Source organism: Flavobacterium fluviatile (genome assembly GCF_010645065.1).
Classification (GTDB): Bacteria; Bacteroidota; Bacteroidia; order Flavobacteriales; family Flavobacteriaceae; genus Flavobacterium; species Flavobacterium fluviatile.
In genome coordinates, this window is record NZ_JAADZW010000013.1 from 50,545 (window position 1) to 65,235 (window position 14,691).

The 14,691-nt window shown below is 34.7% G+C and carries 13 protein-coding genes; 6 read left to right on the forward strand and 7 right to left on the reverse strand.

The window, feature by feature from the left end; genetic code table 11:
* The first annotated feature begins 146 nt into the window (after positions 1 to 146).
* The 4 genes from GXM17_RS13590 to GXM17_RS13605 all read left to right on the forward strand — a co-directional run bounded on the left by GXM17_RS13590 (position 147) and on the right by GXM17_RS13605 (position 4,855).
* The gene (locus GXM17_RS13590) at positions 147 to 2,561 is read left to right on the forward strand and encodes a S8 family serine peptidase (protein ID WP_163399869.1); all 2,415 of its coding nucleotides are present in this window, start codon (positions 147 to 149) and stop codon (positions 2,559 to 2,561) included.
* A gap of 143 nt (positions 2,562 to 2,704) precedes the next feature.
* The gene (locus GXM17_RS13595) at positions 2,705 to 3,679 is read left to right on the forward strand and encodes a polyprenyl synthetase family protein (RefSeq protein ID WP_163399870.1); all 975 of its coding nucleotides are present in this window, start codon (positions 2,705 to 2,707) and stop codon (positions 3,677 to 3,679) included.
* Between the two features lie 10 nt (positions 3,680 to 3,689).
* Positions 3,690 to 4,427: a hypothetical protein gene (locus GXM17_RS13600; RefSeq protein ID WP_163399871.1), complete on the forward strand. Its 738-nt coding sequence runs from the start codon at positions 3,690 to 3,692 to the stop codon at positions 4,425 to 4,427.
* 74 nt (positions 4,428 to 4,501) lie between these two features.
* Entirely contained in the window at positions 4,502 to 4,855 is a 354-nt protein-coding gene (locus GXM17_RS13605; RefSeq protein ID WP_163399872.1) for a hypothetical protein, read from the forward strand.
* Between the two features lies 1 nt (position 4,856).
* Here the strand turns inward: GXM17_RS13605 and GXM17_RS13610 are convergent, their stop codons facing one another.
* Together GXM17_RS13610 and GXM17_RS13615 are read right to left on the reverse strand one after the other, a co-directional pair.
* On the reverse strand, positions 4,857 to 5,432 hold the full coding sequence (locus tag GXM17_RS13610) for a hypothetical protein (protein ID WP_163399873.1): 576 nt from the start codon (positions 5,430 to 5,432) through the stop codon (positions 4,857 to 4,859).
* A gap of 60 nt (positions 5,433 to 5,492) precedes the next feature.
* Positions 5,493 to 6,047 carry a hypothetical protein gene (locus GXM17_RS13615; protein WP_163399874.1) on the reverse strand — a complete coding sequence of 185 codons (555 nt, stop codon included), beginning with the start codon at positions 6,045 to 6,047 and terminating at the stop codon, positions 5,493 to 5,495.
* Between the two features lie 118 nt (positions 6,048 to 6,165).
* On the opposite strand from GXM17_RS13615, the gene GXM17_RS13620 reads away from it, so the two are divergent.
* The gene (locus GXM17_RS13620) at positions 6,166 to 8,943 is read left to right on the forward strand and encodes a 2-oxoglutarate dehydrogenase E1 component (RefSeq protein ID WP_163399875.1); all 2,778 of its coding nucleotides are present in this window, start codon (positions 6,166 to 6,168) and stop codon (positions 8,941 to 8,943) included.
* Between the two features lie 85 nt (positions 8,944 to 9,028).
* On the forward strand, positions 9,029 to 10,270 hold the full coding sequence (gene odhB, locus GXM17_RS13625; RefSeq protein ID WP_163399876.1) for a 2-oxoglutarate dehydrogenase complex dihydrolipoyllysine-residue succinyltransferase: 1,242 nt from the start codon (positions 9,029 to 9,031) through the stop codon (positions 10,268 to 10,270).
* 12 nt (positions 10,271 to 10,282) lie between these two features.
* Here odhB and GXM17_RS13630 read toward each other — a convergent pair whose 3' ends face one another.
* The 5 genes from GXM17_RS13630 to GXM17_RS13645 all read right to left on the reverse strand — a co-directional run bounded on the left by GXM17_RS13630 (position 10,283) and on the right by GXM17_RS13645 (position 14,363).
* On the reverse strand, positions 10,283 to 10,543 hold the full coding sequence (locus tag GXM17_RS13630) for a hypothetical protein (protein ID WP_163399877.1): 261 nt from the start codon (positions 10,541 to 10,543) through the stop codon (positions 10,283 to 10,285).
* A gap of 406 nt (positions 10,544 to 10,949) precedes the next feature.
* Positions 10,950 to 12,089: a type I restriction-modification system subunit M gene (locus GXM17_RS13635; protein WP_244307400.1), complete on the reverse strand. Its 1,140-nt coding sequence runs from the start codon at positions 12,087 to 12,089 to the stop codon at positions 10,950 to 10,952.
* The gene (locus tag GXM17_RS21805; protein ID WP_244307401.1) at positions 12,001 to 12,555 is read right to left on the reverse strand and encodes a type I restriction-modification system subunit M N-terminal domain-containing protein; all 555 of its coding nucleotides are present in this window, start codon (positions 12,553 to 12,555) and stop codon (positions 12,001 to 12,003) included. Before GXM17_RS21805 ends, GXM17_RS13635 begins: the two co-directional genes overlap by 89 nt.
* 38 nt (positions 12,556 to 12,593) lie before the next feature.
* On the reverse strand, positions 12,594 to 13,628 hold the full coding sequence (locus GXM17_RS13640) for a PDDEXK nuclease domain-containing protein (protein ID WP_163399878.1): 1,035 nt from the start codon (positions 13,626 to 13,628) through the stop codon (positions 12,594 to 12,596).
* 105 nt (positions 13,629 to 13,733) lie between these two features.
* Positions 13,734 to 14,363 (reverse strand): AAA family ATPase, encoded by a 630-nt coding sequence (locus GXM17_RS13645; protein WP_244307402.1) that lies wholly within the window; start codon positions 14,361 to 14,363, stop codon positions 13,734 to 13,736.
* Positions 14,364 to 14,691 lie beyond the last annotated feature (328 nt).

The following is a 14,691-nucleotide window of genomic DNA, read 5'->3' on the forward strand; positions in this document are numbered from 1 at the left end:
ATTTTTAGTTTTAACACGATATTATAACTTATTTTATAAGTAGTTGATTGTGTTTGTATAGTATTGCTTTTTGTTAAAATAATACTACAAAATTAATGGCTTTACATTTATTTTTAGATTACTATTTAACCATAAAAATTATAAAAATGAAAGAAAAGTATCTATTTCTATTAATGTTTTGCTCACTAACCATGATTGCTCAAAAAAGAGCAGGCTATAGTAATAACCTGGGGAAGATTGATTTTGAAGTTTCTCAGAAAATGATTGCTGTAGAAGAAAATACTTTGCAAAAAATGAAGTCTACAGAAAAAATAATCATTAAAGGCAGGAATTTTAAAATTATAGAATCAAAAGAAACCGAATATGCTTCTAAAATAAGCGAGATTAGAAAAGGAGGTATTAAAACAGAGCCCGTTCTTATATATTCAAATGGTGCTAAACAAATATGCAGAGGTGAAATTATAATTAAAACAAAATCAGCGGATCAGCTCTCCAGGATATTAAAAGGGATAGAATATAGCGCAACAAAGAACGAATATGTAAAAAATCAATATAAAGTAAAAATAAAGAACTATGATACCTTTAAAATATTTGAATTGGTAAGTTCATTAGCAAATGATGAAAGAATAGATTTTGTGGAGCCAAATTTTATAAGTCTGGAATCTTTTCAAACAATAGACCCTTTATATGCATCACAATGGTCTATAAGCAACAATGGTTATCTGGGAGGTACAATAGATGCAGATATGGATGTTGAAGAAGCTTGGGCCTACTCCAACGGTGATGGAGTAAAAGTTGCCGTACTTGATATTGGTGTAGATTTGACACACCCGGATTTACAGGCGAATTTACTTCCTGGCTTTGATGCAGTTTACAATGCTGCAGGAGGGGGATATGTATATAATGGCCAGATAAGTGCTCATGGAACTGCTTGTGCAGGTATAATTGGTGCAGTGTCAAATAATATTGGAACCGTTGGAGTAGCATATAATTCAAAAATAATTCCGGTAAGAATTAGCGAGGCAGGCAACATTGATGCTGACGATGCTGCACTTGGGATTAATTGGGCAAGCACTTTTGGTGAAGCTGATATATTAAGTTGTTCTTGGGGATTATCGAGTCCTTCAAATAATTTAACAAATGCAATTAATTATGCAGTGAGTAATGGTCGCAATGGTAAGGGGTGTATAGTGCTTTTTGCAACTGGAAATGGTAACGGGGAAGTAAGTTATCCGGCAAGTTTACCAAATGTAATTGCAGTAGGGGCAACCAGTCAGTGTGACCAGAGAAAATCACCCGCTTCTTGTGATGGTGAGAATAATTGGGGTTCAAATTATGGAACAAATCTTGATATTGTGGCTCCGGGTGTTAAGATAGCTACGACAGATATACAAGGATATTTTGGGTTTGATACCAATGGGGATTATATGTCAACATTTAATGGTACATCTTCTGCTTGTCCTAATGCAGCTGGTGTTATGGCTTTAATTCTTTCTTTAAATCCAAACTTAACCAGTGCTCAGGCAAGACAAATTTTAGAAAGCTCGACTGATAAAATTACAAGTTACAGTTATACAGCAAATGTTTCTGGGCAGCTTAACGGAACCTGGAATAATGAAGTTGGTTATGGAAGAATAAATGCATTAAAAGCTATGAAGGTTTTGTCTCCATATGAGCTTTATGGAGGGAATAATGTTTGTAATGCACCGTCACAAACTTTTGTGGGTATTACGCCAACTCCTCCCGCAGGTTCAACAATTACATGGACTACATCTTCAAATCTTATTGTAAGCAGTACCTTGCCTCCTTCTACAAGTAATACTCCTCAAATATTAGTTCAGGGTAATTTAGCTCAGGGTGTATATCAAACGGGTACGGTAAAGGCAGTTGTTAATGGTATATCCACCCCGATCAGAACTGTAAACGTTGGTCAAAAGCCCTTTAATTTTAGTCCGCAAAAATCTACGGCATATACAGAACATTGTGATCCTACTCATCATTATGTCGCTATAGATGTTATAAACTCTGACACCTCTGTGAATTACACCTATACTTTTGGAAATTTTATGACCGGAATTGTTAATCCTGGTGTTACTTATACCCAACTCACTCCTACACGCTTTCTCTTTAAGATACCTTTAAACAAAATTCCATCGGGTCCTAATCCTGTTTTCGGTTTTTCTATATCAACAACAGGAGCCTGTAGTACAATTCCATCTACGAATTATGGCTTAATTGTAGTACTTAAACCTTGTAATAGTCAATTTGCTTTGGCTAAATTAGAAACAGAGACTTCGTCAAAATCTGCTAATGTTTACACTGTTTATCCAAATCCTGCGATTAGCATTTTGAATATTTCCTTGTCTGATGAGAATTTGATTCTTTTAAAAACAGCAAAAATTTCAGCTATTCTTTATGATATGAATGGGCAGCCGAAAACACATGTATCCGTTATAAATAATTCAGCAAGCCTCGATGTTAGTAAGCTTGAAAAAGGAATTTACATTCTTAAAATTGATGTCAACGGTAACATCGAAGATCATCAGGTTGTTATAAAATAAGTTTTGACTTCTAACACCTCCAGATTTTGGAGGTGTTTTTTGTTTGACGTTAATTTTAAATAATAATTTAGATTTTTATTTCTGATACATAAATTCATATTTTGAATTGTATCTTTGGGCCTCGTTAATCAGATTTTCATTTTATGCACAATATTAGCCAGTACCAGGATTTTTTCATTGATTATCTAAAAAGCCAAAAAATAAGTAAGGAGCCTAAAAATCTTTATGAACCTATTGAATATATTTTAGGACTTGGCGGCAAACGGATGCGTCCGGTACTAACTTTAATGGCTGCAGAAGTTTTTGATGCAAATTATAAAACAGCGCTTCCGGCAGCAATGGCAGTAGAAGTTTTTCATAATTTCTCCTTAGTTCATGATGATATTATGGATGATGCGCCTTTAAGAAGGGGACAGGTTACGGTTCATGAAAAATGGAACCTGAACACAGGAATCCTTTCCGGAGATGCGATGCTTATTCTGGCATATCAGTATTTTGAACAATACGAACCGGAAGTTTTTAGGGATTTAGCAAAGCTGTTCAGCAAAACGGCTCTTGAAGTTTGTGAGGGTCAGCAATGGGATGTTGATTTTGAGACCCGTACAGATGTTATCATTCCTGAATACCTGAAAATGATTGAATACAAAACGGCTGTTTTAGTTGCTGCGGCCATGAAAATGGGGGCAATTGTAGCAAAAACGTCTGAAAAAGAAGCTGATCTGATTTATGATTTCGGACTTAATTTGGGATTGGCTTTTCAGCTTCAGGATGATTATTTAGATGCTTTTGGAGATCCCGAAACTTTTGGAAAACAAGTAGGAGGTGATATTATCGAAAACAAAAAAACCTATTTGTACTTAAAAGCGGTTGAGTTTTCTACTCCTGAAAAAGCGGCGGAATTGCAAAAGTTATTCACTTTGCAGTTAGAAGATAACGCTGATAAAATAGAAAATGCCAAAACGATTTTTAATGAATCCGGTGCATCACAGGCTACACAGAAAGCCATAGAAATGTACACTTTTAGAGCTTTCGAAACGCTTGAAAAAATGGATATCAACACAGAAAAGAAAAAGATCCTGAAGACTTTTGGTGTAAATCTAATGGGCAGAAAGGTTTAATACTCAAATTATGGACGCCACAGTAAATAATCTTTTTTTTACCGACAGAAATAGTAATGCGAGAATGCAGTTGATTTTTGCGGTATGTTTTCCCTTTTTCACCCTTTTTGCTTTAGGAATTGACAGTATTGCATTTAATGAATATTATTTTGACGGCAGACAAATCACAAATGTTTTAGCGATACTTTATTTTTCTTTTTTCTTTTGGGTTTCCGGTTCTTATCTAAGGAAACTCATGTTTGTAATGGTTTTTTTGTCTTATATTGGAGAAGTGATTTTTTGTACTTTACTCGGAATGTATAATTACAGGACAACGGTTATTCCGTTGTATGTGCCATTTGGTCATGCGATTGTATATGCTTCGGGTTATGTTTTTGCGCATACAGAATGGGCGGTTAAAAATGATGTGCCCCTAAGGAAATATTTTGCAGTTGGATTTGCTTTATTATTTTTATCTGTCGGAATCCTTCTGAAAGATGTTTTTTCACTGATTTTCGGACTGCTTTTCTTTTGGGTTTTAAAGAGAAAAAAATGGCAGAATTTATATTATTTCATAGCCCTTTGTGTTATATTTATTGAACTTGCCGGAACCTATTTTCAATGCTGGAAATGGATTCCCAAAACTTTCGGTTTAATTCCGGCTGCCAATCCGCCAATGGGAGCTGTGTTTTTCTACGCAGGCGGGGACGTACTTTTGTCTAAAATTGTAGATTATTGGAAATCAAAAAAGATAGTTAACCAATATTAAATTGTTATTGAATTGATTTTAAAATTGCCATTGACTTTTGCCATTGCCATTGAATTTTGTAATTAAAAAAACCTATGTATGTTTCGCCGTTAAATACCGATTTGTTGTTTGAAGAAGCTCAAAAAGATTCTTTATACCTGAACTTGATTGAGCAGCTCAATAAAGATTTTAATCTGGCAAACGAAGGAATTGATTTTCCGCTGAGCATCACTCCGGAGGAATTAAAGATTCAGCTTCACGAAAAAATCTACCGAATGATTCAGTACAAATTTGCTGAATATCTGAATTTGCTCTACATAATTGATGTTCCGGAAAACGAAATTAAACAACTCGACGGATCAGATTTGGTTATTCTGGCCGAACAAGTTTCTTTTTTGATTTTGAAGAGAGAATGGCAGAAAATTTGGTTTCGAAATTTCTACAAATAAATTATTCAGTTACCAGAATACTATAATTTTCAGGTCTTACGATTTTTTTTAGTTTATCTAATTCATCGGGAAAACCAAATATACTTACATCTATTTTACTTCCTATAATCTGGAATCGATTGCATTTAAAGCAAATTTTTGAAATGCCAATTATTCTTCCCCTCTTTTTAAAAATAAAAATATCCCTATATTCTGCAATACATGCAGCTGCATCAGGAATTGGTAAATCTTTTTCACTAAATACAGATTCAATCCTTTTCTGTTGTTTAATGTTTAATTTTGATTTTTTATAATTGTGCTTCAGTAAAATTTTCTCAAAATCTTCTGGAATATTATCTGGATAATACCCAACAAATAAATCACTGAATTCAAGTTCTTTTTCAGTTTTATTATCTTTTCTTATAAGTTTATAAAAATCATCATCAGAAAAATTTAAATAAAAATGTTCAATTTCATCCGAATCAAAAAAAGGTCTTAATTCTTTTTTGACTGTTTTTTGGTTTTCAGAATCCGTCTTTTTATAATTATTACAACTTGAAATGATTATAACTGTAATTATAAAGATGTATTTTTTCAAATCTTCACGTTTTAAATAACTTAGAAACTTAGTATCTTAGAACCTTAGCGCCTTCAAAAACTAAAAATACACCCTCACAAAAGGCATAAAACCAGAGCCGTACAAACTTTTATCTTCGTCAAACAGTACATCATATCGTGCCCCAATAGTAACGTTTCCGGTTCGGTAGCCTGCGCCCAGATATAAGGCCGTATTCCAAAAATTATCTGAATAAGATGGATAGAGAGGTGTTTCATCAAAATCTCTGTTTACTCTTACCTGCTCCAGTTCGGCAGATAATTGAACTTGAGGAATTGGATTTACAAATCCAATAAGGCTTCCTCCATAAACAAAAGATTCATATTGGTTTTTTGATGACAGATAGCCAAACTGCAAGCCAACACCAACCGAAACAATTTCGTTCACATTATAAATAGCACTCGGCATGACCGAAATATCGGTATAACCTGAACCAAATCCGAGACCTAATCCGCCTCCAAATTGCACCTTGTCCCAAAAACCCGGGGTGTTGTCAATAGTATAGTTTTGTTGTTGGGCAATAGACGAACTTGACAATAACAGTGTCAAAATCACAAAAAATGATTTGAAAACGATTGAAAGATGAATTTTCTTCATAGTTTAGGCTATTTTTAACAAATTTTTACGTAAAAGTACGTAAAAAAATCATTTAAATAATATCGATTGTTGTACTTTTGCCGTTCTATATAACAAAAAGTATATTCACTCAAATATTATGGATAGGTTTTCATTTTTAAATGCAGCGCATACCGAGTTTTTTGCACAATTATACGATCAATATTTAGTAAACCCAGACAGCGTTGAGCCTAGCTGGAGAAGTTTTTTTCAGGGCTTTGACTTTGGACAGACAACTTATAATGATGAAAATCCTGTGCAGACAATCGTTGAGTATGTAACTACTAACGACAATACAGATTACAGTAAAGTTTCTGAAAAATTACAAAAAGAATTCAACGTTTTAAAATTAATTGATGGCTACCGTACGCGTGGTCATTTGTTTACTAAAACAAACCCGGTTCGTGATCGCAGAACTTCATCGCCAACTCTGGATATAGAAAACTTCGGATTAACAACTGCTGATCTTTCCACAGTTTTTGATGCTGCTCAGGTTATTGGGGTTCCTCCTTGTACTTTGCAGGATATCATTACACGTCTTAAAGCAATTTATTGTCAGCATATTGGAGTTGAATATATGTACATCAGAAATCCTGGTGTTGTAAAATGGATTCAGGACAAATTAGGTGTAAACAACAATCAGCCTGATTTTTCTAAAGAAGAAAAACAAACTATCCTTGCTAAACTCAATGAAGCTGTTTCTTTCGAAAACTTTTTGCATACTAAATATGTAGGTCAAAAACGATTTTCATTAGAAGGTGGAGAATCTATCATCCCGGCTCTAGATGCTTTGATCGAGCAGGCTGCAGAAAAAGGAGTGGAGCAGTTTGTAATGGGAATGGCTCACCGTGGCCGTCTGAACGTTTTGGCAAACATCTTCGGAAAATCAACTCAGGATATCTTTAGCGAATTCGACGGTAAAGATTACGATCAGGAATATTTTGACGGTGATGTAAAATACCACTTAGGTCTTACTGCGGACAAAAAAACACGATCAGGAAAAAGCATCAATATCAATTTGGCACCAAACCCTTCGCACTTGGAAACGGTTGGAGCAGTAATTGAAGGAATTACAAGAGCAAAACAGGACAAATATTTCCCTAACGATTTCTCAAAAGTATTACCAATCGCCGTTCACGGAGATGCCGCAATTGCAGGACAAGGTTTGCTTTATGAAATCATTCAGATGGCACAATTAGACGGTTACAAAACCGGAGGTACCATCCATATTGTAATCAACAATCAGGTTGGATTTACAACAAACTATTTAGATGCCCGTTCATCAACTTATTGTACAGACGTTGCAAAAGTGACACTTTCGCCGGTATTGCACGTAAATGCTGATGATGCTGAAGCTGTTGTACACGCTGTATCTTTTGCATTAGATTACAGAATGCAATTTGGACGTGACGTATTTATCGATTTATTAGGATACAGAAAATACGGTCACAACGAAGGTGACGAACCTCGTTTTACGCAGCCGGTTTTATATAAAATCATTGCAAAACATAAAAATCCAAGAGACATTTACGCAGAAAAATTATTGTCTGAAGGCGTAATTGATGCAAGTTATGTAAATGCTTTAGAAAAACAATACAAAACAGATTTAGAAGAAAACTTAGAAGCTTCACGCAAAAAGGCGTTGACAATCATCACCCCATTCATGCAAAATGAGTGGAAAGGATTCCAGCAGGTTTCTGACGATGTAATGTTGAAAAAAGTGGATACGACTTTCCCTAAAGAAGGACTGGATTCTATTATCAATACAATTTCTACCTTACCTTCTGATAAAAAATTCATCAATAAAATCAATAAAATTGTATCTGACAGAAAGGTTGGATATGATAACAATACTTTGGACTGGGGAACAGCAGAAGCTTTGGCTTATGGTTCTCTTTTAACAGAAGGATTTGATGTGCGAATTTCGGGTCAGGATGTGGAGCGCGGAACTTTCTCTCACCGTCATGCGGTAGTTAAGGTTGAAGATTCTGAAGAAGAAGTAATCTTACTGAACAGTATCGAAAACAAAAAAGGGAACTTTGGCGTATTCAACTCACTTTTATCAGAATACGGAGTTTTAGGATTTGATTATGGTTATGCTTTGGCAAATCCAAATGCACTAACAATCTGGGAAGCACAATTTGGAGATTTCTCAAACGGAGCCCAAATTATGATTGACCAGTACATTTCTTGTGGCGAAGACAAATGGAACAACCAAAACGGTATTGTTTTATTATTACCACACGGATACGAAGGTCAGGGAGCTGAGCACTCTTCTGCAAGAATGGAGCGTTACTTACAGCTTTGCGCAAGACATAATATGTATGTTGCCGATTGTACAACGCCAGCAAACTTCTTCCACTTATTAAGAAGACAAATGAAAACGGATTTCCGTAAACCTTTAGTAGTTTTCTCTCCAAAAAGTTTATTGCGTGATCCAAGATGTGTTTCTTCAGTTGAAGAATTAGCAACAGGAAGCTTCCAGGAAACTATTGATGACAATACTGTAGATAAAAAGAAAGTTAAAACTTTAGTTTTCTGTACAGGTAAATTCTACTATGACATTGTTGCTGAAAGAGAAAACAACGGAAGAAATAACGTTGCTGTTGTTCGTATTGAGCAATTATTCCCTTTCCCGGCTGAGCAAATCAAAGAAATCATCTCCAGGTATCCAAAAGCAGATGATTACGTTTGGGCACAGGAAGAGCCTAAAAACATGGGAGCTTACAGCTTTATGTTAATGAACTTTGATCTTGTAAAATGGAGACTGGCTTCATTAAAAGCATATTCTGCTCCGGCTGCAGGAAGCTACACACGTGCAAAACGTCGTCATGCAGATGCAATCAGAATGGTATTCGATAAAAATTTATTCAGATAATTAAAAATAATTGTTTCAAGTTTAAAGTTTCAGGTTATTCCAAAACCTGAAACTTTAAACAAATTAAACTTAAAACAAAAACAAGATGATTTTAGAAATGAAAGTCCCATCACCAGGGGAATCAATAAAAGAAGTTGAAATTGCAACTTGGTTAGTAAAAGACGGAGATTATGTAGAAAAAGATCAGGCAATTGCTGAAGTTGATTCAGACAAAGCTACTCTTGAATTGCCTGCTGAAATGAGCGGTGTAATTACACTAAAAGCGGAAGAAGGTGATACAGTAGCAGTAGGTGCTGTAGTTTGTTTAATTGATACTGATGCAGCAAAACCAGCAGGTTCAGCAGCTGCACCAGCGGCAGAGGCTCCTAAGGCTGAAGCTCCAAAAGCAGAAGTAAAAGCTGAGGCTCCAAAAGCGGCTCCGGTTCAGGCTCCTGCAGCAACAAGTTATGCAGCCGGAACTCCATCTCCTGCAGCAAGAAAAATTTTAGACGAGAAAAATATTGCTCCGGCAACTGTTTCCGGAACTGGAAAAGGCGGAAGAATCACTAAAGATGATGCTGTAAATGCAGTGCCTTCTATGGGAACCCCAACTGGTGGAAGCCGTGGAACTGAGCGTACAAAATTATCAATGTTACGTCGTAAAGTAGCAGAAAGACTGGTTTCAGCTAAAAATGAAACGGCTATGCTGACTACTTTCAACGAAGTAAACATGACGCCAATCAACCAGATTCGTAACGAATACAAAGATGCCTTCAAAGCAAAACATGGTGGCCTTGGTTTAGGATTTATGTCATTCTTTACAAAAGCAGTTACAAGAGCTTTACAATTATATCCTGATGTTAACTCTATGATGGACGGTGATTACAAAATTGCTTATGATTTTGCTGACATCTCAATCGCAGTTTCAGGACCAAAAGGATTAATGGTTCCTGTTGTTCGTAATGCTGAACTTTTAACTTTCCGTGGAATCGAAGCTGAAATCAAAAGATTGGCTTTAAGAGCCCGTGACGGTCAGATTACAGTTGACGATATGACTGGAGGAACTTTTACAATTACAAACGGTGGTGTTTTCGGAAGTATGTTATCAACGCCAATCATCAACCCTCCTCAGTCAGGAATCTTAGGAATGCACAACATTATCGAGCGTCCAATCGCTGTAAACGGTAAAGTGGAGATTCACCCAATGATGTATGTAGCACTTTCTTACGACCACAGAATTATCGACGGACGTGAGTCAGTTGGTTTCTTAGTAGCGGTTAAAGAAGCTTTAGAAAACCCGGTAGAATTATTGATGAACGGAGATGCTAAAAGAGCATTAGAGCTGTAATCAATAGTCCTTTCAATTATAAAAACCCCAAACGATTTTCATCATTTGGGGTTTTCTTTTTATAACACATTTTACATTTGCGGAGGCGGGAGCTGTATCCGAAAGATGTCCTAAATCACTTAAGTCTAAAACTTTTGGGAGATATTTTAACTTGTCATTTAATTTTTCTAATGAATTCAGGAATGTTTTGAGCTGTTTAGGAAATTTATTTCCATATAAATAAATCCTTTGCTTATCTCCTATACAAATCCCTAAACATAATCGTAATCTCAAAATCAAACAATTTTTAAGTTTAATTCGTGTGGGTTTATCTTTCAGAACGACTGGATTCCGCAAATAGGGTTAACATTTTTAAAAACATCTTATTTCATTCTTATTTCATAATTATCCTCTATATTTTTTATTTCCTCTTCTGTCAAAATAGACGCTTTCTATAAAAAACGAACGCTTTTATATCTGTAATTATTTTGCGAATATTTTCTAGAAGCACAAAATCCGTTTTCAAAACACAATTAGTCCCGCTATCCATTTTATCTTTTGTGGCGAACCCCGCCACAAAAGGATATCATTTCTATCGGGGCTGGATTAGGGGTTTTTGGGCTTTTCAAGAAATAAAAAACTCCGTAATCTCTAATATTGAAATTACGGAGTTTTATCTCGCAGAAAGGAAGGGATTCGATTAAATCCTTGGTAAACCCAACTCGTCTAAAAATTTATTATGCTCATTTGTAAATTTTTCAATTTCTAAATTTATAGCTTTCAATTTTAAATTAACCTGTCGTAAATCAATTTTTTCTTCTTCCAGAGAAGTATTTACATAACGGGAAATATTTAAATTATATCCTTGCTTTTCAATTTCTTCCATCGATACCCTGCGAGAATATCGTGGGAGTTCGTTTCTGTATTTATAGGTATCAATAATTTTTTCGAAATGACTTTCACTTAATGTATTTTGTCGTTTACCTTTTTCAAAATGTTCGCTCGCATTGATAAAAAGAACATCATCTTCTTTTTTACATTTTTTAAGTATGATGATACAAACAGGAATTCCTGTCGAATAAAACAAATTAGAAGGCAAACCAATAACCGTATCGATATTGTTATCTTTTAATAATTTGGTTCTAATTCTTTCTTCTGCTCCGCCACGGAATAATACACCATGAGGCAAAATAATAGCCATCGTTCCGTTTTGGCTTAAGAAATGAAAACCATGCAATAAAAAGGCAAAATCTGCTGCTGATTTAGGTGCTAAGCCATAACTTTTAAAACGAAAATCTTCTGCCATAGCTTCGTTTGGCTCCCAACGCAAACTAAACGGCGGATTGGCCACAATCGCATCGAACTCAACCTTTTTAGCCGGATTCATTTCGTTTAACTCGTCCCATTGATTGAGCAAAGTATCGCCGTGAAATATTTCAAACTCGGTATCTTTCATGCCATGCAAAAGCATGTTCATACGAGCTAAGTTATAAGTCGTAATGTTTTTTTCCTGACCGTATATTTTGCCAACGCTTCCTCCATTTTCTTTGATACGCTTTCTGACATTAAGCAACAACGAACCCGAACCACTTGCAAAATCCAATACTTTTTCAAGTTTTGGCTTTAATCCCGTTGTTGGATCCTGACTGTCTAAAGTAACAATTTCCGAAAGTATAGAAGATATTTGTTGTGGCGTATAAAATTCTCCAGCTTTTTTACCAGAACCAGCTGCAAATTGCCCAATCAAATATTCATAAGCATCTCCCCAAAGTATCGGAGTCTGTGCTAAAATCCTTAATTTCCTCTGATATTTTCTGAATAATAACACAAAGTTTATCATTTCTATCTTTATGAGTTTTTCCTAATTTTTCAGAATTCAAATTAATTTCAGAAAACAAACCCTGAAAAGCACTTTCAAACGATTCGTTTTCAATGTATTTAAAACCTTCCTGAAGTGTTTCTAACAAATCATTATTTTGAGTGCGGGCCATTTCAGCAATACTATTCCACAGATGTTGTGGTTTGATAACATAATGCACTTTTCTTCGCATTTGTTTTTCAAAAAAATCGACATCGGTAGAATTTTCTTTGTACCAAATTTCTAAAGGTGTATTGACCTTTAATTTAGACATTACGTCTTTTGGAGTATTATCAGGATAATCTTTCCCTAATTCTTTTTGTGCAGATGCTTCATAATTAGAAGATAAATATCTAAGAAAAAGAAATGACAGCATATAATCCCGAAAATCATCGGCATTCATCGCACCTCGCAAATTATCTGCTATATCCCAAAGGGTTTTACCCAATTATTGTTGTTCTTTTTGTGTCATTATTACACGCTGAATTATAATTCTTTTGTTTGATTTTCTCTTGCTACAGCAATTGCTTTGTGTAACTTTTCGCTTAATAGCTTTTTATCAGGTAGCTGTGTAAAATACTGGGCTACTTTTATATCACTTTCTTCCAGCATTAAATATTCTATATGCTCCGTATTGCCTTCACTGCAAAGAATTAAACCTATCGGTGATTCTTCTCCTGCTTTTCTTTCGTTTTTATTCAGATAGCGCAGGTAGAGCAGCATTTGTCCTTCATGTTCGGGTTTAAACTTACCCAGCTTTAAGTCAATTGCCACCAAACGTCTTAAACCACGATGAAAAAACAATAAATCGATCCGATAATCAACTGCGTCAACTGTAATTCGCTTTTGACGGTCTAAAAATGCAAAATCGTTTCCCATCTCTTTGATGAATGACTGTAAATTCAATAAAATGGCATCTTCCAGATCTTTTTCGGAATAGGTATCAGCTAATCCCAGTACATCCAGAAAATAACTGCTCCTAAAAACTGCGTCCGGAGTTAGTGAATTGGTGGATTGTATTTGTTTTAATTCTTCTTTGATCAATTCTTCAGGCTTGCGGCTCAAAGCAGTTCGTTCATAAAACAAACTTTCTATTTTTTGGTCAAGAGTTCGGGTATCCCAATGTTCAAGGCGAACCATTTCCAGATAAAATGAGCGTTTTAACTCATCATCTATGCTCATTAGAGAGCGAAGATGCGTCCAGGTCAATTGTGTACGCACTGCGTATACAATTTGGTCTTCGGTAAAAGTGTACGCACTGCGTACACAATGTTGAAGCTTATAAAAACTCCAGCCTTTACCATATTTTTCGGTAAGCAACACAGACAAATTTTTGACTATTTCTTTGCCATATTCTGCCCGTTGATTATACAAAACATCTTCCTTAATGCGTTTGCCAATATGCCAGTTCATCCAGCATACTTCGGCATTTACAGTAGTTGCAATACGAGTGCGTGTACCGTCTATAATCTGGCAAACATCTTCATATAATACAGGAATATTTTTATCTAAATCGCTCATGTTTTTACGCTTTACTTATATAGGCATTCATCGCACCTCGCAAATTATCTGCTATCTCCCAAAGGATTTTACTCAATTTTTTTTGTTATTTTTATTTTATTTCAATTAAAATTTGAAATTATATTTAGCGATTAAACCGTCGAACACCTCATTGAATAATGTTTCTTCATTATCGTTCATTTCACTAAATTGATAACGATAAGATTGTTGATGTGACAAGGAATTTATTTCATCTGTTTTTTTATCAACATCCTCTATACCAATATCGGTTAATATTCTTCCTATTTTTTTAGATCCGACAAATGAGTTGATATTTTCAAGTACTTGTCTTAATAAAACCATATGATATTTGTAAAGCTGAATTTTTTTAGCTTCTTGTAGCGTTTGTAAAAGATGTAAATGATACAAAAAAACATCACTAGTTGTTCCTTTAAAGCTAAGTTCTCCTTCTTTATTTTTTAGTATAATCAGTTTTGTTAGATTACCAACGCCACCTTTGCTGTCATCATTTTTCAACCAGGTTGCAAGAATTGAAAACAAACCAATGTGATGAGTAGAAATTATTATTTTTTCTTTCTTTAAATAATTCTTTTTTACTAATTCTAAAATAGACCTTGTTGTAATGAATATATTATGATCATCTAAACTTGAGACAGGATCATCAATCAAAATATGTGCATTTTGTTGATCTGCCCAACCATCAACTTCAAATAAAGCTAAAAAGAAACACCACACAAAAATTCGTTCTTCTCCTCTTGAAATTTTAATCGGTGTTTCATTTTCTTCATCTACAAAAAATGTTATAGATTCAATTCCATCTTCAATATTTTTATGTTGGTTAAGTTTGAATTTGTATTAGGAAAATATGGCTCCAACTTTTCTTTAATAATTTCATCATTTTCAGTAAGATTACTATGAAATTGATTAAGATTACTTCGCATTACAGTTAATTTTAATCCAGCATTGCTATTTACAATGAAAAATGATTCATTTATAAACTTGTTATTCAAAAGTAGTTAAATATTTTTTTAACCGATAAAGATCGTCAAAGGATTAAAGCAAT

What these genes read in the sequence shown, in the direction of transcription:
- GXM17_RS13590 (WP_163399869.1), top strand. Translation starts at nt 147, where the DNA reads ATGAAAGAAAAGTATCTATTTCTATTAATGTTTTGCTCACTAACCATG.
- GXM17_RS13595 (WP_163399870.1), top strand. Translation starts at nt 2,705, where the DNA reads ATGCACAATATTAGCCAGTACCAGGATTTTTTCATTGATTATCTAAAA.
- GXM17_RS13600 (WP_163399871.1), top strand. Translation starts at nt 3,690, where the DNA reads ATGGACGCCACAGTAAATAATCTTTTTTTTACCGACAGAAATAGTAAT.
- GXM17_RS13605 (WP_163399872.1), top strand. Translation starts at nt 4,502, where the DNA reads ATGTATGTTTCGCCGTTAAATACCGATTTGTTGTTTGAAGAAGCTCAA.
- GXM17_RS13615 (WP_163399874.1), bottom strand. Translation starts at nt 6,047, where the DNA reads ATGAAGAAAATTCATCTTTCAATCGTTTTCAAATCATTTTTTGTGATT.
- GXM17_RS13620 (WP_163399875.1), top strand. Translation starts at nt 6,166, where the DNA reads ATGGATAGGTTTTCATTTTTAAATGCAGCGCATACCGAGTTTTTTGCA.
- odhB (WP_163399876.1), top strand. Translation starts at nt 9,029, where the DNA reads ATGATTTTAGAAATGAAAGTCCCATCACCAGGGGAATCAATAAAAGAA.
- GXM17_RS13635 (WP_244307400.1), bottom strand. Translation starts at nt 12,089, where the DNA reads ATGATAAACTTTGTGTTATTATTCAGAAAATATCAGAGGAAATTAAGG.
- GXM17_RS13640 (WP_163399878.1), bottom strand. Translation starts at nt 13,628, where the DNA reads ATGAGCGATTTAGATAAAAATATTCCTGTATTATATGAAGATGTTTGC.